The organism is Methylobacterium sp. E-065 (assembly GCF_022829605.1).
GTDB lineage: Bacteria > Pseudomonadota > Alphaproteobacteria > Rhizobiales > Beijerinckiaceae > Methylobacterium.
This window is the reverse complement of record NZ_JAKSYD010000106.1, coordinates 49,654-70,846: the sequence shown is the minus strand read 5'-3', so window position 1 is coordinate 70,846 and position 21,193 is coordinate 49,654. Positions and strand designations below refer to the sequence as shown.

General features: G+C 67.2%; 19 protein-coding genes. 14 read left to right on the top strand and 5 right to left on the bottom strand.

From position 1 onward, the window contains the following. Positions 1-113 precede the first annotated feature (113 nt). The 7 genes from poxB (at position 114) to MKK84_RS12220 (ending at position 9,023) form a co-directional block, all read left to right on the top strand. Positions 114-1,844, top strand: a complete 1,731-nt coding sequence (poxB, locus tag MKK84_RS12250) for a ubiquinone-dependent pyruvate dehydrogenase (protein WP_243920079.1) — start codon at positions 114-116, stop codon at positions 1,842-1,844. A 65-nt stretch (positions 1,845-1,909) separates the two neighbouring features. Then, complete coding sequence (locus MKK84_RS12245; RefSeq protein WP_243920078.1) at positions 1,910-2,653, top strand: (Fe-S)-binding protein; 744 nt, start codon at positions 1,910-1,912, stop codon at positions 2,651-2,653. Then, positions 2,650-4,221: a lactate utilization protein B gene (locus MKK84_RS12240; protein ID WP_243920077.1), complete on the top strand. Its 1,572-nt coding sequence runs from the start codon at positions 2,650-2,652 to the stop codon at positions 4,219-4,221. Before MKK84_RS12245 ends, MKK84_RS12240 begins: the two co-directional genes overlap by 4 nt. Then, entirely contained in the window at positions 4,218-4,811 is a 594-nt protein-coding gene (locus tag MKK84_RS12235) for a lactate utilization protein C (RefSeq protein WP_243920076.1), read from the top strand. Before MKK84_RS12240 ends, MKK84_RS12235 begins: the two co-directional genes overlap by 4 nt. 70 nt (positions 4,812-4,881) lie before the next feature. Continuing rightward, the gene (locus tag MKK84_RS12230) at positions 4,882-5,742 is read left to right on the top strand and encodes a transglutaminase-like domain-containing protein (RefSeq protein ID WP_243920075.1); all 861 of its coding nucleotides are present in this window, start codon (positions 4,882-4,884) and stop codon (positions 5,740-5,742) included. A gap of 661 nt (positions 5,743-6,403) precedes the next feature. Then, entirely contained in the window at positions 6,404-8,134 is a 1,731-nt protein-coding gene (gene ilvD, locus MKK84_RS12225) for a dihydroxy-acid dehydratase (protein WP_243920073.1), read from the top strand. Then, positions 8,121-9,023 carry a tetratricopeptide repeat protein gene (locus MKK84_RS12220; RefSeq protein ID WP_243920072.1) on the top strand — a complete coding sequence of 301 codons (903 nt, stop codon included), beginning with the start codon at positions 8,121-8,123 and terminating at the stop codon, positions 9,021-9,023. The genes ilvD and MKK84_RS12220 overlap by 14 nt, the downstream gene beginning before the upstream one ends. A 24-nt stretch (positions 9,024-9,047) precedes the next feature. Here the strand turns inward: MKK84_RS12220 and MKK84_RS12215 are convergent, their stop codons facing one another. Both MKK84_RS12215 and xth read right to left on the bottom strand, forming a co-directional pair. Further along, complete coding sequence (locus MKK84_RS12215) at positions 9,048-9,671, bottom strand: glutathione S-transferase family protein (RefSeq protein ID WP_243920071.1); 624 nt, start codon at positions 9,669-9,671, stop codon at positions 9,048-9,050. A 69-nt stretch (positions 9,672-9,740) separates the two neighbouring features. Continuing rightward, positions 9,741-10,535, bottom strand: a complete 795-nt coding sequence (xth, locus tag MKK84_RS12210; RefSeq protein WP_243920070.1) for an exodeoxyribonuclease III — start codon at positions 10,533-10,535, stop codon at positions 9,741-9,743. A gap of 137 nt (positions 10,536-10,672) precedes the next feature. Between xth and MKK84_RS12205 the strand changes: the two genes are divergently transcribed. From MKK84_RS12205 to glpX, 3 genes are all read left to right on the top strand, one after another. Next, complete coding sequence (locus tag MKK84_RS12205) at positions 10,673-11,359, top strand: ceramidase domain-containing protein (protein ID WP_243920069.1); 687 nt, start codon at positions 10,673-10,675, stop codon at positions 11,357-11,359. A gap of 109 nt (positions 11,360-11,468) precedes the next feature. Beyond that, positions 11,469-12,785 carry a homoserine dehydrogenase gene (locus tag MKK84_RS12200; RefSeq protein WP_243920068.1) on the top strand — a complete coding sequence of 439 codons (1,317 nt, stop codon included), beginning with the start codon at positions 11,469-11,471 and terminating at the stop codon, positions 12,783-12,785. A 214-nt stretch (positions 12,786-12,999) separates the two neighbouring features. Continuing rightward, on the top strand, positions 13,000-13,983 hold the full coding sequence (gene glpX, locus MKK84_RS12195) for a class II fructose-bisphosphatase (protein ID WP_243920067.1): 984 nt from the start codon (positions 13,000-13,002) through the stop codon (positions 13,981-13,983). A 35-nt stretch (positions 13,984-14,018) separates the two neighbouring features. On the opposite strand, the gene MKK84_RS12190 is transcribed toward glpX, so the two are convergent. Next, the gene (locus MKK84_RS12190; protein ID WP_243920066.1) at positions 14,019-14,951 is read right to left on the bottom strand and encodes a L,D-transpeptidase; all 933 of its coding nucleotides are present in this window, start codon (positions 14,949-14,951) and stop codon (positions 14,019-14,021) included. 531 nt (positions 14,952-15,482) lie between these two features. Between MKK84_RS12190 and MKK84_RS12185 the strand changes: the two genes are divergently transcribed. The 4 genes from MKK84_RS12185 (at position 15,483) to MKK84_RS12170 (ending at position 20,303) form a co-directional block, all read left to right on the top strand. Then, entirely contained in the window at positions 15,483-16,733 is a 1,251-nt protein-coding gene (locus tag MKK84_RS12185) for a nitrate/nitrite transporter (RefSeq protein WP_243920064.1), read from the top strand. Positions 16,734-16,946: 213 nt separating this feature from the next. Next, positions 16,947-18,239, top strand: coding sequence for an MFS transporter (locus tag MKK84_RS12180; RefSeq protein WP_243920062.1), 1,293 nt, complete (start codon positions 16,947-16,949; stop codon positions 18,237-18,239). A 7-nt stretch (positions 18,240-18,246) separates the two neighbouring features. Beyond that, complete coding sequence (locus MKK84_RS12175) at positions 18,247-19,467, top strand: CaiB/BaiF CoA transferase family protein (protein WP_243920060.1); 1,221 nt, start codon at positions 18,247-18,249, stop codon at positions 19,465-19,467. 23 nt (positions 19,468-19,490) lie between these two features. After that, positions 19,491-20,303, top strand: coding sequence for an enoyl-CoA hydratase/isomerase family protein (locus tag MKK84_RS12170; RefSeq protein ID WP_243920058.1), 813 nt, complete (start codon positions 19,491-19,493; stop codon positions 20,301-20,303). A 10-nt stretch (positions 20,304-20,313) separates the two neighbouring features. Here MKK84_RS12170 and MKK84_RS12165 read toward each other — a convergent pair whose 3' ends face one another. Both MKK84_RS12165 and MKK84_RS12160 read right to left on the bottom strand, forming a co-directional pair. Next, on the bottom strand, positions 20,314-20,781 hold the full coding sequence (locus tag MKK84_RS12165) for a YbaK/EbsC family protein (RefSeq protein ID WP_243920056.1): 468 nt from the start codon (positions 20,779-20,781) through the stop codon (positions 20,314-20,316). A gap of 124 nt (positions 20,782-20,905) precedes the next feature. Further along, the gene (locus MKK84_RS12160) at positions 20,906-21,169 is read right to left on the bottom strand and encodes a hypothetical protein (RefSeq protein WP_243920055.1); all 264 of its coding nucleotides are present in this window, start codon (positions 21,167-21,169) and stop codon (positions 20,906-20,908) included. Between the last annotated feature and the right edge of the window lie 24 nt (positions 21,170-21,193).

Sequence of the window (21,193 nt, the reverse complement as noted above, 5' to 3'; positions counted from 1 at the left end):
GGGCCGCGTTGCCCTGGAAAGTCCCCCGGGGCGTGCTCGGGGTGCGTCGCCTGGGGTGACTTCCGGGGCACGGGTCCCACTTTCCAGCCCAAGGTCAAACCCGGAGCCGGATCATGCGCATCAGCAACGTCGCGGACGTCGTCGCCGAGACCCTTCAGGAAGCGGGTGTCGCGCGTGTCTATGGGGTGGTCGGCGACAGCCTGAACGGGATCACGGAGGCGCTGCGCGCGCGTGGGCGGATCGCCTGGATCCACACCCGCCACGAGGAGGCTGCCGCCTTCGCGGCGGCCGGCGAGGCGCAGGTGACCGGACAACTCGCCGTCTGCGCCGGCTCCTGCGGGCCCGGCAACCTGCACCTGATCAACGGGCTCTATGATGCCCATCGCAGCCGGACACCGGTGCTGGCGATCGCCGCCCACATCCCGTCGCCCGAGATCGGCTCGGGCTATTTCCAAGAGACCAAGCCCACCGAGCTGTTCCGCGACTGCAGCCACTATTGCGAGATGGTCTCCGACCCGGCCCAGATGCCCTTCGTGCTGGAGAACGCGATCCGCGCCGCGGTCGGGGAGGGCGGCGTCGCCATCATCGTGATCCCGGGCGATGTCGCGCTCCGCGACGCGCCCAAGCGCGCGCTGGCGCCGCGGGCCGGGCTGATCCCCGCCAAGCCGGTGGTGCGGCCGGCGGATCCGGAACTCGACGCGCTGGCCGCCCTGCTCAACGCCGGCAAGCGCGTCACGCTGCTGTGCGGGCGCGGCTGCGCAGGCGCCCATGCCGAACTGCTTCAGCTCGCCGAGGCGCTCAAGAGCCCGATCGTCCACGCGCTCGGCGGCAAGGAGTTCGTGGAGTTCGACAACCCCTACGATGTCGGCATGACCGGACTGATCGGCTACGCATCGGGCTACGCCGCCATGATGGCGTGCGACACGCTGCTGATGCTCGGCACGGGCTTCCCCTACAAGCAGTTCTACCCCCAGGAGGCGAAGGTCGCGCAGATCGACCTGCGCCCCACCGAGCTCGGCCGTCGCTGTCGCATCGAGCTGGGTCTTGTCGGTGACGTGGGCGCGACGCTCCGGGCGCTGCTGCCGCGGCTGAGGTCCAAAACCGACCGATCCTTCCTGGAGGCCAGCCTGAAGCACTACGCCAAGGCGCGCACCGGGCTCGATGAGCTGGCCACCGGCAAGCGCGGTGGTCCGCTGCACCCGCAATACCTCGCCCGCACGATCAGCGAGGCGGCGTCCGACGACGCGATCTTCACCGCCGATGTCGGCACACCGACGATTTGGGCAGCGCGCTATCTCGCCATGAACGGGCGGCGCCGGCTCCTCGGCTCCTGGGTCCACGGCTCCATGGCCAATGCGCTGTCGCAGGGCATCGGCGCGCAGGCGTGCCAGCCCGACCGGCAGGTGATCGCACTGTGCGGCGACGGCGGCTTCGCCATGCTGATGGGCGACTTTTTGACGTTGCGGCAGCACCGGCTGCCGCTGAAGGTCGTGGTGTTCAACAACGGCACGCTGGGCTTCGTCGAGCTGGAGATGAAGGCGGCCGGCTACCTCGAGACCGGCGTCGCCCTCGACAATCCGGATTTTGCAGCAATGTCGCGGGCGGCCGGCATCTTCGCCCTGCGGGTCGAGGATCCCGCCGAGTTGCCCGGCGCCATGCGCGAGTTCCTGGCCTTCGACGGCCCCTCGCTCCTCGACGTACGCACGGCCCGCAACGAATTGTCGATGCCGCCCAAGATCGACGGGCAGCAGGTGAAAGGATTTAGCCTTTATGTCCTGCGGGCCGTGATGGATGGACGCGGTGACGCGGTTCTCGATCTCGCCAAGACCAACCTCATCCGATAGACCCTGACGATCAGTCTCGAACCGTTCCAGGTCGACGGAGCGGCGATCCAGGGGGGTGCCGGACCATGCGGGTCGGCCTGTTCGTGCCGTGCTACGTCGATGCCTTCGAGCCGGAGGTTGGGATCGCCACCCTGGAGCTGCTGGAGCGGCTCGGCTGCACGGTTGAGTATCCGTTCGACCAGACCTGCTGCGGCCAGCCGATGACCAACACCGGCTGCCACGCGGAAGCCGCCGCCACCGAGGCCCTGTTCGTCAAGAATTTTTCGGGCTTCGATTACGTGGTGGCGCCGTCGGGCTCCTGCGTTCATCAGGTGCGTGAGCACCTGACCGCGATCCCGCAGACCGACGAGGTCCGCCACGTCCGCGCCAGCACCTACGAGCTGGTCGAGTTCATGCACGACGTGCTGAAGGTCGAGGCACTGCCCTGGGCGAACTTCCCGCACAAGGTCGCCTACCACACCAACTGCAACGCCCTGCGCGGCATCCACCACGCCCGGCCCAGCGAGCTGGTGAAGCCCTATTATTCGAAGCCCCTCGACCTGCTGCGCCTCGTGAACGGCGTCGAGCTGGTGGACCTCGCCCGGCCGGACGAGTGCTGCGGCTTCGGCGGGACCTTCTCGGTGTTCGAACCGGCGGTCTCGGCCAAGATGGGCTACGACAAGGTTGCCGATCAGAACCGGGCCGGGGCCGAATACGTCGTCTCCGCCGACTCCTCCTGCCTGATGCACCAGAAGGGCTGCGCCGAACGCCTGGGGTTGCCGCTCAAATACATCCACATCGCGCAGGTGATGAACGGAGCCGCCGCATGAGCGTCGAGGATCTCAATCCCCGCGAGCGCGAGGGCGTCATTCACCCGGAAGTTCGGGCCCGTGACGACGAGAGCGAGCGCGCGCAGGACGGCACCCGGCTTCAGCACGCCGAGGCCGCCTCGAAGCCGATCCGCGCCCCGCAGGTGCGCGAGCCGCAGCCCCGTGGCGCCAAAATCCGCGGCAACCGGCCGATCGATCAAGCCGAGGCAGCCGAGCGCTTCCTCGCCGCCCCCCTTCACCAGGCCGCCCATGACGAGCGCCTCTGGGACCTGCGCAAGAAGCGCGATACCTCCGCGCACGGCATCCCCGAATGGGAGGAGCTGCGCGAACTCGCCTCGCAGATCAAGACGCACACGCTAAGCCACCTCGACCAGTATCTCGAGCAGTTCGAGGCAGCCGCGAAGGCAAACGGCGTCCACGTTCACTGGGCCAAGGACGGGGCGGACCACAACCGGATCGTCCTGGAAATTCTGAAGAGCCACGGCGCCAAGACGCTGGTGAAGTCGAAGTCGATGCTCACCGAGGAGTGCGGCTTCCGCCATCACATGGACGCCAACGGCATCGAGGTGATCGAGACCGATCTTGGCGAGCGTATCCAGCAGCTCGACAACGAGGAGCCGAGCCACGTCGTCGCCCCGGCGGTCCACAAGACCCGGATGGATGTGGCCGAAGTCTTCGCCAAGACCCTCGGCACCGATCCGGACAACGACGACGCCCATTACCTCGCCGAGAGCCAGCGCGAGACGACCCGGCCCTACATCCTGCAGGCCGATGCCGGCATGACCGGCTGCAACTTCGCCATCGCGGAGACCGGCTCGGTCGTCACCTGCACCAACGAGGGCAATGCCGACCTGTCGGGCAATGTGCCGCCGCTGCAGATCCACTCGATCGGCATCGAGAAGATCATCCCGAAGGTCGAGCATCTCGGCGTGTTCATCCGCCTGCTGTCGCGCTCGGCTCTGGGTTCGCCGATCACCCAGTACACCTCGCATTTCCGCGCGCCCCGCAAGGGCACAGAGATGCACATGGTGCTGGTCGATAACGGCCGCTCTGAGCGCCTCGGCCTGGAGGAGTTCTGGACCTCCCTGAAATGCATCCGCTGCGGCGCCTGCATGAACACCTGCCCGGTCTACCGGCGCTCGGGTGGGCTTTCCTACGGGGCGACCTATTCCGGGCCGATCGGGCTGATCATCGACCCGACCTTCAACAAGCGGAAATACTCGACGCTGCCGTTCTCCTCGACGATGAACGGCTCCTGCACCAACGTCTGCCCGGTGAAGATCAACATCCACGAGCAGATCTTCGCGTGGCGCAAGGTGCTGGTCGAGGAGCACCAGATCCCGGCGCTCAAGCAGGGCATGATGAAGGCGGCGGGTGCAGTCCTGTCGCGTCCAGCCGCCTATCGGGCCGCAATCGGCGCAGCCGATTCAGCGCTCAAGGTGCTGCCGCGTTTCGCGGTCTACAATCCGCTCAACACCTGGGGGAAGAAGCGCGAGATGCCCGAGGCGCCGCGCCAGACCTTCCACGCGTGGTACAAGCAGAACCGCATGAAGGACACGGGTCGATGAGCGCCCGCGACGCGATCCTGGCCGAGATCCGCCGGAACCGGCCGTCCGGCGATTTCCCGCTGCCCGAGCTGCCGCTATTCGCGCCGCTGGTCGGTGACGATCTGGTGGCCGAGTTCGGAGAGCGGCTGAAGCGCATGGGCGGCCGGGTGGCCGAGCCCCAGGCCGGTGACATCTTCGCGGGCGTGCGGGAGCGGCTCGACGGCGCGAAGGTCATCGCCTCGGCAGTCCCGGAGCTGACCGGCAACCGCGACCTGCGCAGCATACGCTACCCGCAGGAGGTCGAGGATGTCGACGTGGCGGTGGTCCGCGCGGTGTTCGGTATCGCCGAGACGGGCTCGGTGCTGTTCACGGAAGACCAGCTGATCGTCAACGCCGTGGCTTACCTCGCCCAACACCTCGTGGTGCTACTCGACCCGGCCGACATCCTGCCCAACGTCCAGGCGGCCTATCGTCGGCGGGAGTTCGGCCATTCGGCCTACGCGGTTCTGCACACCGGCCCGTCGGCGACCGCTGACATCGAGGGCGTACTCATCCACGGGGCGCAGGGTGTGCGCTCGCTCACCGTGGTGATGCAGCCGAAAACGGCCTGAGCCGGAACCGGCAATCGGGCGCGCCCCTTGCTTGGACGGCGAAAAGGGCGTCGCCCGGCAAGGAAATCCGATGCGCTACACGCTTGGTTGCAGCCTATCCTACAACATCCTCTCGGATACGACCTTCATCTTCAATCTGGAGGTGGCCAAGTTGAAGAGCGTCGAGATCCTGAGCGAGAGCCTGGTCCTGACGCCCAACTTGAAGCGCGACATCTACACGACGCCCGACATGCTGAACCGCTACCTGGCGGTGAATGTCCCCACCGGCCAGTTCGCGCTGGAATACAACGCTGAAGTCGATCTCACGGTGCACCGGGCCGATCCCGCCACCATCAAAGAGACGCCGATCGGGCAGTTGCCCCTCGACATCCTGCCCTTTCTGCTGCCGAGCCGCTTCGTCTCCTCGGACCGGCTGACGCCCTATGCCCTGGCCGAGTTCGGCGCCCTGCCGAAGGGGCATTCTCGTGTGAACCAGATCTGCAACTGGATTCACGATCACATCACCTATCAGCCCGGCACCAGCGACGGGGAAACCACGGCGGATGAGTCGCTGCTCAAGCGCGCCGGCGTGTGCCGCGATTTCGCGCATATCGGCACTGCCTTCTGCCGGGCGTTGGGCATTCCCGCCCGATTCGTAAGCTGCTATGCCCACGGCCTCGTGCCGAGCGATTTCCACGCGGTGTTCGAGGCCTATCTCGACGGCCGCTGGTGGCTGTTCGACGCCACCCGGCAGGCCGACCTAGACGGGCTGGTGCGGATCGGCGTCGGTCGTGATGCCGCCGAGATCGCGTTCTCAACGCCGTTCGGTAACATGCAGCCGGTGAACCAGCAGGTTCGGATCCAGCGCACGGACGGGCAGGGTAGCCCGATGCCCCGCACCGTGGAGGCGATCTCGACCGAGATCCCGGCGCCGCATGCCGGAGCGGCCTGACGGCCTGAAAACCACGGAACGTCTGACGGTCTCGGACTCCGCCGCCTCTGCGATCGGGGAGTCCGAAGCCCTTTCGGGCATGCTGCGTACGGCGAAGGCCGGAACCGTCTTCACTACCGGCGGTTCGCCGAGCGCGCCTCCGCCGCGCCCAAACTCAACCTATCTCTCCGCAGATTTGTGCAAGCAATCCACCACGAATCATTATATTATCGAGATCATCAAATATTAAGAAAATAATTATTCAGTACAAACAGTTTGGTATAGCGCAAGATTTTCTAGATTTATGCTTTGATGAACGATGATACAGCACCCCGACGGGCGCTATCATTCAGAGCGCTGCGGCAATCTATTTGCCGAATGGGTTGAATCTTCAACCTATCACCGGTCCGCGGAAAGCGCCGAAGCGTGGCTGTGGCGGGGTCGCAACACCGTAAAACGATCCCGGATCCGCCCCGAGACCTGCCCGTAAACGCCGCGATCCCGCCATAGTCCGGGCCCACCTCAACATCTGCGGTAAACGGCAATTTCGACAACGCTTTACCGTTAACGAACGAGGTTTTCCGAGCACGCGGATGACGGTTCCGGCGCATCGCAGATGGCGACGTGCCGCGGTCCTTCGCACCCGCTCGGGATCGGTGGTGCGAAGGCTTTGTCCGGGTTCATGGTGACGCGTTTGAACGACAAGTCGAAGCTGCCGAGCCGCCACGTGACCGAGGGGCCGGACCGCGCTCCCCACCGCTCGTATCTCTACGCCATGGGGCTGACCCGCGAGCAGATCCATCAGCCGCTGGTCGGTGTCGCCTCCTGCTGGAACGAGGCCGCGCCCTGCAACATTTCGCTGATGCGCCAGGCGCAGGCGGTGAAGAAGGGTGTCGCCGCCGCGCACGGGACGCCGCGCGAGTTCTGCACCATCACGGTGACCGACGGCATCGCCATGGGCCATGGCGGCATGCGCGCTTCGCTGCCGTCCCGCGAGGTCATCGCCGATTCGGTCGAGCTGACCATGCGCGGCCACGCCTACGACGCGCTGGTCGGCTTGGCCGGCTGCGACAAGTCGCTGCCCGGCATGATGATGGCGATGGTGCGCCTCAACGTGCCGTCGATCTTCATCTATGGCGGCTCGATCCTGCCCGGCTCGTTCCGCGGTAAGCCCGTCACCGTCCAAGACCTGTTCGAGGCGGTCGGTAAGGTCGCGGTCGGCGACATGAGCCTGGAGGATCTCGACGAGTTGGAGCAGGTCGCCTGCCCCTCGGCCGGCGCCTGCGGCGCGCAGTTCACCGCCAACACCATGGCGACCGTTTCCGAGGCGATCGGCCTCGCGCTGCCCTACTCGGCCGGCGCGCCGGCGCCCTACGAGATCCGCGACAAGTTCTGCGCCACGGCCGGCGAGAAGGTGATGGAGTTGCTCGCCAAGCAGATCCGCCCCCGCGACATCGTCACCCGCAAGGCCCTGGAGAACGCCGCCACCGTGGTCGCCGCCTCCGGCGGTTCGACCAATGCGGCCCTGCATCTGCCGGCAATCGCGCACGAATGCGGCATCGAGTTCACGCTGTTCGACGTGGCGGAAATTTTCCGGCGCACGCCGTACATCGCGGATCTGAAGCCGGGCGGGCGCTACGTCGCCAAGGACATGTTCGAGGTCGGCGGCATTCCGCTCCTGATGAAGACGCTGCTCGATCACGGCTTCATGCACGGCGACTGCCTCACGGTGACCGGCCGCACCATTGCGGAGAACATGGACCGGGTGACCTGGAACCCGGATCAGGACGTGGTCTATCCGGCCAACCGTCCGATCACCCCCACCGGCGGCGTCGTCGGCCTTAAGGGCAACCTCGCTCCCGAGGGCGCAATCGTGAAGGTCGCCGGCATGGCGGCCGAGAAGCAGGTTTTCACCGGTCCGGCCCGGGTGTTCGACGGCGAGGAGGCCTGCTTCGAGGCCGTCCAGTCCCGCACCTACAAGGAAGGCGAGGTTCTGGTCATCCGCTACGAGGGCCCGCGTGGTGGCCCCGGCATGCGCGAGATGCTGTCAACCACCGCGGCCCTCTACGGCCAGGGCATGGGCGACAAGGTCGCGCTGATCACGGACGGTCGTTTCTCGGGCGCGACCCGCGGTTTCTGCGTCGGCCATGTCGGGCCGGAAGCCGCCGTGGGTGGCCCGATCGGGCTGATCCGGGACGGCGACATCATCACCCTCGACGCGATCCAGGGCACGCTCGACGTCGCCCTGTCGGACGAGGAGTTGGCCGAACGGCGCAAGGTTTGGACGCCCCGGGGCAACACCGCGACCTCCGGCTATCTCTGGAAATACGCGCAGGGCGTCGGCCCGGCGCTCTACGGCGCCGTCACGCACCCAGGGGGTGCCAAGGAGACGCAGAGCTATGCGGACGTCTAGGACTGACCTCAGCCGGCGCAGGACGCCGGCCGGGGCCGATCCCAGTCGGTTCCGGATTGTCGGAAAAGCTGCGCTTGCCGGCTGGGCCCTGGTTCTGCTGGCCATGCCGACCGATGCGCCGCGCGCCCTCGACGCCAACATCCGGACACCCATCCCGGTGCCGGTGGCCGACAAGGCCTATCGCTCGGCCAAGGACGCGCTCCGCGCCGGGATGCGCGAGTACAATGCCGGCGACAAGCAGGGTGCCGCCCGGGCGCTCGAATATGCCGCCGGTCAGGGTCACGCTTTGGCCCTGTGGAAGCTCGGCCGGATGTACGCCGACGGTGACGGCGTGCCCCACGACGACCTGAAGGCGTTCGAGTTCTTTTCCCGGATCGCCGATGCCAGCACCGATGACGGGCCCGATCCGCAGAACTCCGCGGTGCTCGGCAGCGCGTTCACGGCGCTCGGCACCTACTTCCTGGAGGGGATCAAGGGCACCTACGTGCGCCCCAATCCCGAGCGCGCCTACGACATGTTCAACTACGCGGCGTCCTACTACGGCGACCCCAACGCGCAGTACAATCTGGCCCGGCTCTACCTCGACGGCACCGGCGTCGAGTCGGATCCCCGGCAGGCAGCGCGCTGGTTCAACCTCGCCGCCGAGAAGGGGCATCATCCCGCCCAGGCACTGCTCGGCGACATGTTGATCAACGGTCTCGGCGGGGTGCCGATCCAACGCGTGAAGGGGCTGATGTGGCTGTCTTTGGCCCGGGAGGGGGCGGAGGGCCGCAAGGACGACTGGATCGTCGCGCTCTTCGACAAGAATTGGGCCGCCGCTGCCGAGGACGACCGCGCCGAGGCGCAGACCCAGCTCCAGACCGTGGGTTCGATCCGCCGGCGGCGCTAAAGGCCGCCGGCTTCGTCTTAGACCTCAGCCCTTCCGCGCCTCCATGGCGACCTGGAACGAGGGCCGCGCCAGCGTGGCTTCGACATAGGCCGCGAGTTTTGGCCAACGGCTCGAATCGACCCGCGCCTGAGCCAGGTGGAAGTTGTAAAACCCGGTCGCGATCGAGATGTCGGCGATGCTGAAAGCATCCCCGGCCAGATACGGTCCGGAAATCTCACCCTCCAGATAGTCGAAGAGCGGCGGCAGATCCGTGTCGAGCGCCTTGGTGACCGCGGCCTCGTCGGTGGGCTGCTTCTTCATGTTGGGCTTGAGCACCCGCTCGACGAACGGCACGATCAGCTTGCCGAACAGTTCGGTGTCACCGAACTTGTCGAACCAGACAGCGCGGCCAAGCGCTTTCGGATCGGTCGGGACCAGAGCCGGGCTGGGGTGCTTGCGCTCCAGATACCAGAGGATGGCCGAGGAATCGGCGAGTTGGAATCCGTCATCCTCGATGGCTGGTATCTTCCCGAGGGGGCTGCATGCCTGAAAGCCCTGATCGGGGTCGTGAAACATCAAGGGCTTGTGCTCGTACGTCACACCTTTCTCGACCAGCGAGACCAAAACCTTGCGGACGTAGGGCGAATAACCGGTACCGTAGACGATCAAGAGTTACTCCCATGCTGGTGAACGCAGCCGCTCCAGCGCCGCGACCCACCGCTTACATAGGGCGTCGTGTCAGCCTGCCGACAATTCGGCTGTGACCGGTACATGGTCCGACGGCTTGTCGAGCCCGCGCAGGTGCTTCTGCACCGAGGCCGAGACCAAGCGATCGGCGGCCTGGGGCGAGAGCAGTAGGTGGTCGATCCGGATGCCGGCGTTCCGCTGCCAGCATCCGGCCTGATAGTCCCAGAACGTGTAGAGCCCGGCGCGCGGGTCGCAGGCCCGGAGGCCGTCGGTGTAGCCCTCGGCGAGAAGCGCCCGGAACGCCATGCGGCTCTGCGGCAGGAACAGCGCATCCGAACGCCACGCCTCCGGATCGGCGGCGTCGGCGGTATCGGGGATGACGTTGTAGTCGCCCGCCAGCACCACTGCATTCTCGTCCTGCATCAGCGCGCGTGCATGAAGCCGCAAGCGCTCCAGGAAGGCGAGCTTGTAGGGGTATTTCGCGCTGTCCACCGGATTGCCATTCGGCAGATAGATCGAGGCGACGCGGACGGGCCGCGTGTCGGCCCCGGAGATCAACGTCTCGATATAACGGGCCTGCTCGTCCTCGGTATCGCCGGGGAGACCGCGCCGGATCTCGCTCATCGCCAGCGGCGCGCGGACCAGCAGGGCGACGCCGTTATAGGCTTTCTGGCCCAGCGTCTCGACCGCGTAGCCGGCGCCCTCGACCTCGGCGCGGGGAAACGCGTCGTCCTGGCACTTCAGCTCCTGCAGGCAGACCACGTCGGGCTTGGCCTCGTCGAGGAACGCCAGCAGGTGGGGCAGCCGCTGCTTGATCGAATTGACGTTCCAGGTCGTGATCCGCATCGCCTCGCATCCGATCGCCGCATGGCCGTCATCCGCGCTTCGCGGCGCGCTGGCAAGGCCGGCTCGGTGCCAGATTCGCAATCCGTACCCGCCGCGGTGCTGGTCTCTTGGCAAACCGAGCATTCCGAGGTTGCCGGATGGATTGGTTCGAACCCGTACGGGCCTATTGCGAGCGGACCGGCGGCGAGTTCTGGGCCGAGCCGGTCAACGCCCTGTCGAACGCGGCCTTCCTGATTGCCGCCGCAGCAGGAGCACGCCGCGCGGCACGAACCGCCCCGCCGGATCGCGCCGGACTGGCCCTGTCCGGCCTCGTTGCGATTGTCGGAATTGGCTCGTTCCTGTTCCACACGCTGGCGGTCTTTTGGTCGATGCTCGCCGACGTGATTCCGATCGCTCTGTTCATCTACGCGTATCTCGCGCTCGCCCTCCTGCGGTACCTGCGGGTTCCCCCGATTGCGGTCGCTGGCATGACCGCGGCGTTCGCCCTGATCGGCCTCAGCCTGACGCCCGTCCTCAATAGTCTGACCGGACGCGACGTGGCGGTTATGAGCAATGGCTCGATCGATTACCTGCCCGCTCTGCTGGCGCTGTTCGGGATGGCTGCCGCGACCATCGGACGGCCGGAGGAGCGCATCACCGGCACCGGACGGCGACTCGCCGGGATCGGCGTGCTGTTCCTGGTCTCGCTCACCGCGCGGACCCTCGACCGATCCGCCTGCACGTTCCTACCGATCGGAACCCACGCGCTGTGGCATCTGCTGAATGCCGCCGTGCTGTACGCCCTGGTGGCGACGGCCATCCGGCATCGCCAGACCGTCGGTTGAACTGCGCCCGCCATGCAGGCGGTTTCCTTGCGGCGCGGCCGGATTTCTTGCAGAAGTGCGCCGCATCGGGCGCCCGGTTCCTCGCGGGGGTCCGGGCACGGAAGGGGTCATGCCAGTGAGTTTTCGCCTCGGGATCGCCGGGCTCGGCACCGTCGGTGCGTCCGTGGTCCGGATGGTGGAACGCCGCCGGACGACCTTGGCCGCGGCGGGGCTCGACCTGCGGGTCACCGCGGTCTCATCGCGCGACAGGAGCCGTGACCGCGGCCTCGATCTGGCCGGCATCGAGTGGTTCGACGATCCCGTCGCCCTGGCAAAGTCCGGCAACGTGGACGTCGTCGTCGAGCTGATCGGCGGGGCCGAGGGCGCCGCCAAGGCCGTCGTGGAAGCGGCCCTCGAATCCGGCAAGCCGGTGGTGACCGCCAACAAGGCGCTGCTCGCCCGTCACGGTGCGGCGCTCGCGGCTCTGGCCGAGGGGCGTGGCGTCGCCCTGGCCTACGAGGCGGCGGTCGCCGGGGGCATCCCGGTGATCAAGACGCTGCGCGAGGGTCTGCCCGGCAATGCGGTGTCGCGCGTCTACGGGATCCTCAATGGCACCTGCAACTACATTCTCAGCCGGATGGAGCGCGAGGGCCTGACCTTCGAGGCCTGCCTCAAGGATGCGCAGGCGCTGGGCTACGCGGAGGCGGATCCGACCTTCGACGTCGAAGGCTTCGACACCGCCCACAAGCTCGCGATCCTGACGAGCCTCACCTTCGGCACCGCCATCGACGCGGAGGGCGTGTCGGTGGAGGGGATTTCCCGCGTGCAGCCCCTCGACCTGCGCATGGCCGACGAGCTCGGCTACCGGATCAAGCTGCTCGGCGTCGCGCAAGCGACCGAGGCCGGAATCGAGCAGCGCGTACATCCCACCATGGTGCCGAAATCCTCGGCCATCGCCCAGGTCATGGGCGTCACCAACGCGGTCACCGTCGATGCCGATGCGGTCGGCGAACTCACCCTGATTGGGCCGGGCGCCGGCGGCGAGGCGACGGCTTCGGCGGTCTTGGCCGACATCGCCGATGTGGCGCGCGGCATCGTGCGGCCGACCTTCGGCATTCCCGCCGCCGCGATGCGCGCGAGCGAGCGCGTCGAGATGCAGCGTCACGAGGGTGGTTACTACATCCGGCTCACGGTCCACGACCGGCCGGGCGTCGCGGCCGGCGTCGCGCAGCGGATGGCCGAGCGCGAGATCTCGCTGGAGAGCATCCTGCAGCGCCGCACCGAGGGTGGCGGTTCCGATCCGCGTGGCCGCTCGGGACGGCCGGTTCCGCTGGTGTTGATCACCTACGCGGCCACGGAAGGCAGCATCCGCGCCGCGCTGGAGGCCATCGACGCGGACGGGCTGCTGGCCGAGCCGCCACAGGTGATCCGGATCGAGCGCGAGTAACGGACCGGCGCACCGTTACGATCGTCGCCCCCGCGAGGCTGATGGCCTATCGATAAAGATCGGCAAGACCTGCAAAACGATCCGATGCGCGAATGCGCCGACGTAATGTAGTTTATGGGCCCGCCCGAAACGCAGCTTAGGCTGAACGTCGCTCGCCCGACGGCGTTTAGATCGGGATCCGACACAGATCGGACCCGGACAAAGGCAGGAAACGATGGCCGACACTCAGATGCCCGCGTCCCGCGGGGTGCCGCGCATGCTCGCCCTGGAACTCGCCCGGGTGACCGAGCGCGCCGCCATCGCGGCGGCGCGCCTGCGCGGAAAGGGTGACGAGAAAGCCGCCGATCAGGCGGCGGTCGATGCCATGCGCGACGAACTCAACAGTCTTCCCGTCCGGGGCACCGTGGTGATCGGGGAGGGCGAGCGCGATCAGGCGCCGATGCTGTTCATCGGCGAGCAACTCGGCCGCGGGGAGGGGCCCGAGGTGGACATCGCCGTCGATCCCCTCGAAGGCACGACGCTCTGCGCCAAGGATATGCCCGGGGCGATCGCCGTCATGGCGATGGCGGAACGCGGCTCCCTGCTGGCGGCCCCCGATGTCTACATGCAGAAGATCGCCATCGGTTCGGGTTATCCGGCCGGCCTGGTCGATCTCGATGCCAGCCCCACCGACAATGTCCGTGCGCTCGCGCGTGCCAAGGGGGTCGATCCCCGGCAGATCACCGCGCTGATCCTGGACCGGCCCCGTCACGCGGCGCTCGTGGCTGAGGTGCGGGAAGCCGGAGCCGCTGTCCGCCTGATCTCGGATGGCGATATCGCCGGCATCATCTTCACGGCGAGCTCAGAAGAGACCGGCATCGATCTCTATCTCGGGATCGGCGCGGCGCCCGAGGGCGTGCTGGCCGCCGCGGCGATGCGCTGCATCGGTGGCCAGATGCAGGGACGGCTGATCCTAGACACGGCCGAACGGCGCCGCCGGGCCGCCGAGATGGGAATTTCGGATCTCGATCGGAAATACGATCTGACCGATCTGGCGAGCGGCGACGTGATCGTGGCGGCCACCGGCGTCACCGATGGCGCGTTGCTACGGGGCGTCCGCTTCCGGCCGGACCGGATCCAGACCGAGACCGTCGTCTACCGCTCCGAGGCCGGCACCGTCCGCCGGATCCTCGGCGAGCATCGGCGCGGCCTGTTCTGAGGCGCCGATCATCGCCGCCCAGAATCACAGCGGGATCAGTTCAGCACCACCACTTTGCTGCCGACCGTGACGCGGCTGAACAGGTCGATCGCGTCCTGATTGATCATCCGGATGCAGCCCGACGACACGCTCTTTCCGATCGAGAACGGCTCGAGAGTGCCGTGGATGCGGAACAGCGTGTCCTTGTTGCCCTGCCAAAGGTACATGGCGCGGGCCCCGAGCGGGTTGCGCAGGCCGCCGGCGACGCCGAGGCCGCTCTGAAGCTTGTCGACTTCGCTCGCCAGCTTGGGGCTGCGGGCGATCATCTCCTTCGGCGGGTACCAGTCCGGCCAAGCCTGCTTGGAGTTGACCGTCGCGTTGCCGGACCACGAGAAGCCCTGCTTGCCGACGCCGACGCCGTAGCGGCGCGCCCGGCCATTCTCCTGGACCAGGGTCAGCTGGTGCGCCCGCGGATCGACGATGATCGTCCCGGGCTCGTACGGGCCGTTATAGGCGATCTCCTGGCGCAGGAACGCCGGGTTCATCTTCTTGTAGTTGAAAGCCTGAACCGGGAACACGTCGTCCGTGACCGGCCCGTAAGCCTTCGCGTAATCGATCGGCTCGTTGTCCGGGGCTCGCAGAACGGCCTTGGCCTTCGCGGCTTCGAGGGGCGAAAGCCCCGGAGCACCCGCGGCGCTGCCGGGCCGGGCCGGCTGGGTCGGGTCTGCCTCAAGACCGGCCGCCGGGGGCGGTGCGGCCGGAGCCGTTGGCGCCGGGCGAACGATGTCCGTGCGTCCGGTATACGGCAGGTAACGGCCGCCGCGCCGCACATAGAGCGCGCCGTTCTGATCCTGATAGAGTTGCCCGTCATCGCCGAAGCCGTCGATGCCGGATTCGGCGACTGGGCCGCGACCCTGGGCATGAGCGGTCGCGGTCAACGCGAGGGCGGCAAGGCCGGCCAGACAAAGGCGGCGGATCGGGGCGGACATGCAACGATTTCCTTAGATGGCGACACCGCGAGGCGTGGCGGCGCGCGATCGAGCGGGCTGGCACGAATACGTGGCCCAGCTCAGTCCGGGACTTAGCAAATATCCGGTGTCGCCGCCAAGTTGCGTAGCCGGTGTCGGGCAGTCCGCAATGCTCTTCTCCGGGGCGGTGTTGCCGTTGTGCCGCTACGGTGATCGCGTTCTGAGCTGACGGACCCAAGACCGGCGATCAGGGAAGCCTGCGCAAGATCCGGCATGGTCGGTCCACGATCGTGGTACGGCGCCCGTTTACTCGGCAGCTCTGCCTTCGCGAGCGGCACCGGCACGCTCGGATAGCGATCGGCATGCAGACGTCCTGCCTCCCGAGGTCGCAACTGCCGCAACGTGCGATCTGGCACACTTGCTGCATTGCCGAGGAAGCCGCGCCTGTTGCGGCCGCGGAGCAACGACGCTCCAAATAGCGGACGGTGTGAGTCCGGATCCCCCGGCATGAGCGACCGCGTTGCGGTTTGCCCACTATAGACGAGCACCCCTATGGCCAGCTTCAAGACGGTGATGAAGTCGGGGCACCCCCCAACTCTGTTCGCGGCGTTCCTCTACTTCGATTTCTGCTTCGCGATCTGGGTCCTGAACGGCGCCATGGGCCCGTTCATCACCGAGACCTACAAGCTGACCCCGGCGCAGACCGGCTTCATGATCTCGCTGCCGATCCTCGCGGGTGCTCTGATGCGCTTCCCCCTCGGGATCCTGGCCCAGTATATCGGCCGCAAGAACGCCGCGATCACTGAGATGAGCGTGATCATGCTGGCGATGGCTTACGGCTATCTCTTCGTGTCCTCCTACAACGACGTTCTGGCGATGGGCGTGCTGCTCGGCATCGCCGGTGCGTCCTTCGGCGTGGCCCTGTCGTTGGGCTCGGGCTGGTTCCCGCCGGAGCACAAGGGCCTTGCCATGGGCATTGCGGGCGCCGGCAATTCCGGGACCGTGCTGGCCGTGCTGTTCGCCCCGCCGCTGGCGCAGGCCTATGGATGGCAGACGACCTACGCCTTCGCGGGCCTCGTCATGCTGCTGCCGCTGGTCGTCATGATCGTGCTCGCCAAGGAGCCGCCGGATACCGAGCACCAGTCGTTCAAGGAGCATATCTCCTGCCTGTTCACCAAGGACGGTTGGGCGTTCTCGCTGATTTACGTGATCACCTTCGGTGGCTTCGTCGGCCTGTCGAACTTTCTGCCGACCTTCTTCTACGAGCAGTTCGCCGTGACGAAGGTCGAGGCTGGGCGGCTGACCATGCTGGCCGCCTTCATGGGCTCGGGGATTCGGATCGTCGGCGGTTACTTCGCCGACCGGATGGGCGGGATTGCGGTCCTGTCGGTGGTGCTGCTCGCAGCCATCGCGACCTTCCTGTCGCTCACCGCGACGCCGTCTCTCGTGCTCACGACGATCCTGTTCATGCTGTGCTTCGCCGCGCTCGGCGCCGGCAACGGCGCGCTGTTCCAGCTTGTGCCCCTGCGCTGGCCCAACAACACCGCGGTCGCCGGTTCGATGATCGGCGAGGTCGGGGCGCTGGGCGGCGCGATCCTGCCGAACGTCATGGGCCTCTCGAAGCAATATACCGGGTCGTTCTCATACGGCTTCATCGGCTACGCAGCGTTCACGGCGATCGTGCTGGGATGCCTTGCCCTCTGGCAGCGCAAATGGGTCGGCCGCTGGGTCGGGCCGCGCGGAAAGGCGCTCGGTATGGCGCCTGCCGAAGCATCCGGACCGCTGCAGCCCGCCACCGCCTGAGCCGGCCGCCACGATCGACCAACCTGGAACGGGGGCCCTTGCGGCCCCCGTTTCCATTGAAGCACCCATCGTCAATTCCCGGACAAGGCGTAATTCCCGGTTGCCATTCGCCTCTCGAAGCGTTTGAATAATGCATTACGAGAGAGCGCCCAACCGCAGGTTGAGGCGCCAGGCGGCCGGAAGCGGCAGCGCCCCGATGGGAAGGAACGGTCGATGGCGAAGCGCGTAAGCGCCACGAATGGCGTGCTCGGCCTGCTCTGTGTGATGTATTTCATCACCTATCTGGATCGGGTGAACATCGCCACGGCAGGCGCCGAGATCATCCGCGATTTCGGCATGTCGAAGACCGATTTTGGCCTGATCCTGTCGGCCTTCGCCTACCCCTACGCGATCTTCCAGGTGATCGGCGGGTCGGTCGGCGACAAGTTCGGCGCCCGGCGGACGCTGCTGGTCTGCGGCTTGATCTGGGCCATGGCCACGATCCTGACCGGGATGGTCGGGGGATTGGTGAGCCTGTTCCTCGCCCGGGTCCTGCTCGGCTTCGGCGAGGGCGCGACCTTCCCAACTGCGACGCGGGCGATGCAGAACTGGACGGCCCCGGGCCGGCGCGGCTTCGCGCAGGGCATCACCCACGCCTTCGCGCGGCTCGGCAACGCGGTCGCGCCCCCGATTGTCGCCTTCCTGATCTACCATTTCGGCTGGCGCACCAGCTTCGTGATCCTGGGCGGTGTGAGCTTCATCTGGGTCGCGATCTGGTACCTGTATTTCCGCGACGACCCGTCCGAACACTCGGCGATCACGCAGGCGGAGCTCGACACGCTGCCCGCACCGCGCAAGGTCGGCGCGAAGCAGAATGTGCCGTGGGGCGCGCTGACCCGGCGCATGCTGCCGGTGAGCATCACGTATTTCTGCTACGGCTGGACCCTGTGGATGTTCCTCGGCTGGCTGCCGAGCTTCTTCAAGGAAAATTACAGTCTCGATCTCAAGAACTCGGCGTTGTTCGCCTCGGGCGTGTTCTTCGCCGGCGTGGTCGGCGATACGGTCGGCGGCGTGCTCAGCGACGCGATCCTGCACCGGACCGGCAACGTGAAACTTGCCCGGCTATCGCTGATCGTCGTCGGGTTCCTGGGGGCGGCTGCGAGTCTGGCGGGCGTGCTGCTCACCCGCGACCTGACCCTGGTGGCGCTGCTCCTGTCCTCCGGCTTCTTCTTCGCCGAGCTCGTGATCGGGCCGATCTGGTCGGTGCCGATGGATATCGCGCCCAAATATGCCGGCACTGCCAGTGGGCTGATGAATACCGGATCGGCGATCGCCGCGATCGTCTCGCCGATCGTCTTCGGTGTGGTGGTGGACTTGACGGGCAGTTGGACGCTGCCCTTCATCGGGTCGGTCGGGCTCTGCCTGCTCGGCGCCGGGCTCGCCTTCACGATGCATCCCGAGCACGAATTCGTGGAGCCGGACGCGCGGCCGGTCCGGCCGAGTGCTATCGTCCCGGCCGGAGAATAGACCCACGATGGCGGAACAGACCGGACGGTTCGGCCCGCTCGCCGGGATGCGGGTGATCGAACTCGCGCACATCATGGCCGGGCCGGTCTGCGGGCTGATGCTCGCCGACATGGGCGCGGAGGTGATCAAGGTCGAGAAGATGGACGGCGACGATACCCGCCGCACCGTCCCGCCCGCCCTCGAGGGCGAGAGCGCCGCCTACATGATGATGAACCGCGGCAAGCGCGGGATCAGCCTCAACTTGAAGGACCCGGATGGCATCGCGGTGCTGCGCCGCCTGCTTAAGGGTGCGGACGCGCTGATCGAGAACTACCGCGGCGGCACGATGGAGCGTCTCGGCATCGGCTACGAGACCCTGCGGGAGGAGTTCCCGGAGCTGGTCTACTGCTCGCTCTCCGGTTTCGGCCGTACCGGCCCGTATGCCGACCGCGCCGGGTTCGACCTCGTGGCCCAGGGCATGAGCGGGCTCATGTCGGTGACCGGGGAGGGGCCCGGCCGGCCGCCGATGAAGTGCGGGCCGCCGGTGACCGACATCACCGCCGGCATCCTCGCCGCGATGGGCGTGCTGGCGGCCTATTCCAATCGGCTGCGGACGGGCCGGGGCCAGGCGGTCGATACCTCGCTGTTCGAGGCCGGCATCACCCACACCTACTGGCAATCGGCCATCGCGATGGCGACGGGGGTCGCGCCCGGCCCGATGGGCTCGGCCCATCCGCTGAACGCGCCCTACGAGGCGTTCGAGACGGCCGATGGCTGGATCACCATCGGGGCGGCCAACCAGACCAACTGGCTGCGTCTTCTGAAGGCAATCGGCGCCGACGCGTTGGCCGAGGATCCGCGTTTTACCCTCAACCGCGACCGGATGGCCAACCGCAAGGAACTCGCTGCGACGCTGGCTCCGATCTTCCAGGCCCATTCGTCCGCAGAGTGGCTCGCACGGCTCGAAGCTGACGGCGTCCCGGCTGGCCCGGTCCTCGACGTCAACGCGATGCATCGCGATCCGCAGACGCGGGCGCGTGAGATGGTGGTTGAGGTCGATCACCCGCGGGTCGGTCCTATGAAAACGCTGGGCCTTCCCGTCAAATTCTCGGATACGCCCGGCCGCGTCCACGGGCCGGCCCCGTTGCTCGGCGAGCATTCCCGGGCGATCCTGGCCGAGGCCGGCTATACGGCCGACGAGATCGACAGCCTGATCACGCGGGGCGTGGTCCGCGAGACCGTCGCCTGACCCGACGCCCGGAGAGCCTTCCGATGAGTGCCACGCCCGCCACCGACGAACTGCTGTTCACGACCGATGAGGCCGGAATCGCCCGGATCGTGCTTAACCGGCCGCAGGCCCGCAATGCGCTGACCTTCGCGATGTACCAGGGCCTGATCATCTGCTGCGAGGCGATCGTCGCGAACCCGGCCGTGAAGGCGCTGATCATCACGGGCGCCGGCGAGAAGGCGTTCGCGGCCGGAACGGACATCGCGCAGTTCCGCGACTTCAAGACCGCCGAGGATGCGCTGGGCTACGAGCGCTTCATGGACCGGGTTCTCGGGTCGCTGGAGCGCCTGCGGGTGCCGACCATCGCGGCCATCGCGGGCGCCTGCACGGGCGGCGGGGCCGCGATCGCGGCGGCCTGCGACCTGCGCATCGCCACGCGCGACGCCCGCTTCGGCTTCCCGATCGCCCGGACCCTCGGCAATTGTCTCAGCCAGGGCAATCTCAAGCGCCTCTCGGGGTTGATCGGGCCGGCCCGGGTCAAGGACATCATCTTCACCGCGCGCCTCGTCGGGGCCGAAGAGGCCCTGGCGATCGGGCTCGTTGGCGAGGTCGTGGAGGATCGCGCCGCCCTGACCGAGCGGGTCGATGCTCTCGCTCAGCTTCTGGCCGGTCACGCGCCCCTGACCATGCAGGCCACCAAGGAAGGGCTGCGCCGCCTCGCCGAGGAGGAGGCCACCGCCGAGGGCGAGGCGCATCCGGGCGATGACCTGATCCTCATGTGCTACATGAGCCGGGACTTCCGAGAGGGCATGGAAGCGTTCCTTGGCAAGCGCACGCCGGACTGGACCGGGTGCTAAGCTAACGCGCTCAGCCCGGTTCCTGGCAGACATCGACCCAGGTCGCTCCGGTCAGCTCGGCCATCCGGCATAGTGCGATCCGCACGGCGCTGTGCGTGCTCCCGGCGGCCGGGATGACCTCTTCGAAGGCTTGGAGCGTCACGTCGCAATAGATTGGCAACGGCGCGCTCAGCCCGAACGGGCAGACCCCGCCGACCGGGTGACCGGTGGCCGCCTCGACCTCGGACAGATCCAGCATCCGGACCTTGCCGCCGAACACCGCCTTGGCCTTCTTGTTGTCGAGCCGGGCATCGCCGCGGGTCACGACCAGGATGACCTGATCGCCGACCCGGATCGACAGCGTCTTGGCGATCTGCGCCGGGGCGACGCCATGGGCGGCTGCGGCCTCCGCGACAGTCGCGGTGCGAGTCCCCAGTTCGAGAACGGCGATATCGGGCGCCTTCTCAGCGAAGAACGCCCGGACGGAGTCGAGGCTCATCGGTGTCTCTCATGCAGGTGCAGTCGCGCCCGTGATCAGCCGAGCCTGATCGCGAGCAGGCATGATCGTATCAAGCGCTTAAGTGAGTCGCTGCCAAGCCGCTATGGGGAGGCCGAACGCCGGCTCAATCCTTCAGCGGTCGTGCCTGCAGGATCGCCGCCCGGACGAAGGGGCGCTTCAGCGACGTGCCGACATTCGCCCGCCCGACGAATTCCTGCGCCCCGGGGTGGCTGCGCACTGCCTTGATGAGGTTCAGCCGGTGGCCGCTCCGGAACCGGTAGGGTTCCGCCACCACGCCCTGCAAGAACGCCTCGACGCTCGCGTCGATCTCGTCCTCGGCGATGACGTTGGCCGCGTGCAGCATCTGGATGGTCCGGAGGTCGGTCATCTCGTGATGATAGCGCGGCGCGGC

Coding starts and splice junctions, on each gene's coding strand:
- poxB (WP_243920079.1), top strand. CDS start 114: ATGCGCATCAGCAACGTCGCGGACGTCGTCGCCGAGACCCTTCAGGAA.
- MKK84_RS12245 (WP_243920078.1), top strand. CDS start 1,910: ATGCGGGTCGGCCTGTTCGTGCCGTGCTACGTCGATGCCTTCGAGCCG.
- MKK84_RS12240 (WP_243920077.1), top strand. CDS start 2,650: ATGAGCGTCGAGGATCTCAATCCCCGCGAGCGCGAGGGCGTCATTCAC.
- MKK84_RS12235 (WP_243920076.1), top strand. CDS start 4,218: ATGAGCGCCCGCGACGCGATCCTGGCCGAGATCCGCCGGAACCGGCCG.
- MKK84_RS12230 (WP_243920075.1), top strand. CDS start 4,882: ATGCGCTACACGCTTGGTTGCAGCCTATCCTACAACATCCTCTCGGAT.
- ilvD (WP_243920073.1), top strand. CDS start 6,404: ATGGTGACGCGTTTGAACGACAAGTCGAAGCTGCCGAGCCGCCACGTG.
- MKK84_RS12220 (WP_243920072.1), top strand. CDS start 8,121: ATGCGGACGTCTAGGACTGACCTCAGCCGGCGCAGGACGCCGGCCGGG.
- xth (WP_243920070.1), bottom strand. CDS start 10,535: ATGCGGATCACGACCTGGAACGTCAATTCGATCAAGCAGCGGCTGCCC.
- MKK84_RS12205 (WP_243920069.1), top strand. CDS start 10,673: ATGGATTGGTTCGAACCCGTACGGGCCTATTGCGAGCGGACCGGCGGC.
- MKK84_RS12200 (WP_243920068.1), top strand. CDS start 11,469: ATGCCAGTGAGTTTTCGCCTCGGGATCGCCGGGCTCGGCACCGTCGGT.
- glpX (WP_243920067.1), top strand. CDS start 13,000: ATGGCCGACACTCAGATGCCCGCGTCCCGCGGGGTGCCGCGCATGCTC.
- MKK84_RS12190 (WP_243920066.1), bottom strand. CDS start 14,951: ATGTCCGCCCCGATCCGCCGCCTTTGTCTGGCCGGCCTTGCCGCCCTC.
- MKK84_RS12185 (WP_243920064.1), top strand. CDS start 15,483: ATGGCCAGCTTCAAGACGGTGATGAAGTCGGGGCACCCCCCAACTCTG.
- MKK84_RS12180 (WP_243920062.1), top strand. CDS start 16,947: ATGGCGAAGCGCGTAAGCGCCACGAATGGCGTGCTCGGCCTGCTCTGT.
- MKK84_RS12175 (WP_243920060.1), top strand. CDS start 18,247: ATGGCGGAACAGACCGGACGGTTCGGCCCGCTCGCCGGGATGCGGGTG.
- MKK84_RS12170 (WP_243920058.1), top strand. CDS start 19,491: ATGAGTGCCACGCCCGCCACCGACGAACTGCTGTTCACGACCGATGAG.
- MKK84_RS12165 (WP_243920056.1), bottom strand. CDS start 20,781: ATGAGCCTCGACTCCGTCCGGGCGTTCTTCGCTGAGAAGGCGCCCGAT.
- MKK84_RS12160 (WP_243920055.1), bottom strand. CDS start 21,169: ATGACCGACCTCCGGACCATCCAGATGCTGCACGCGGCCAACGTCATC.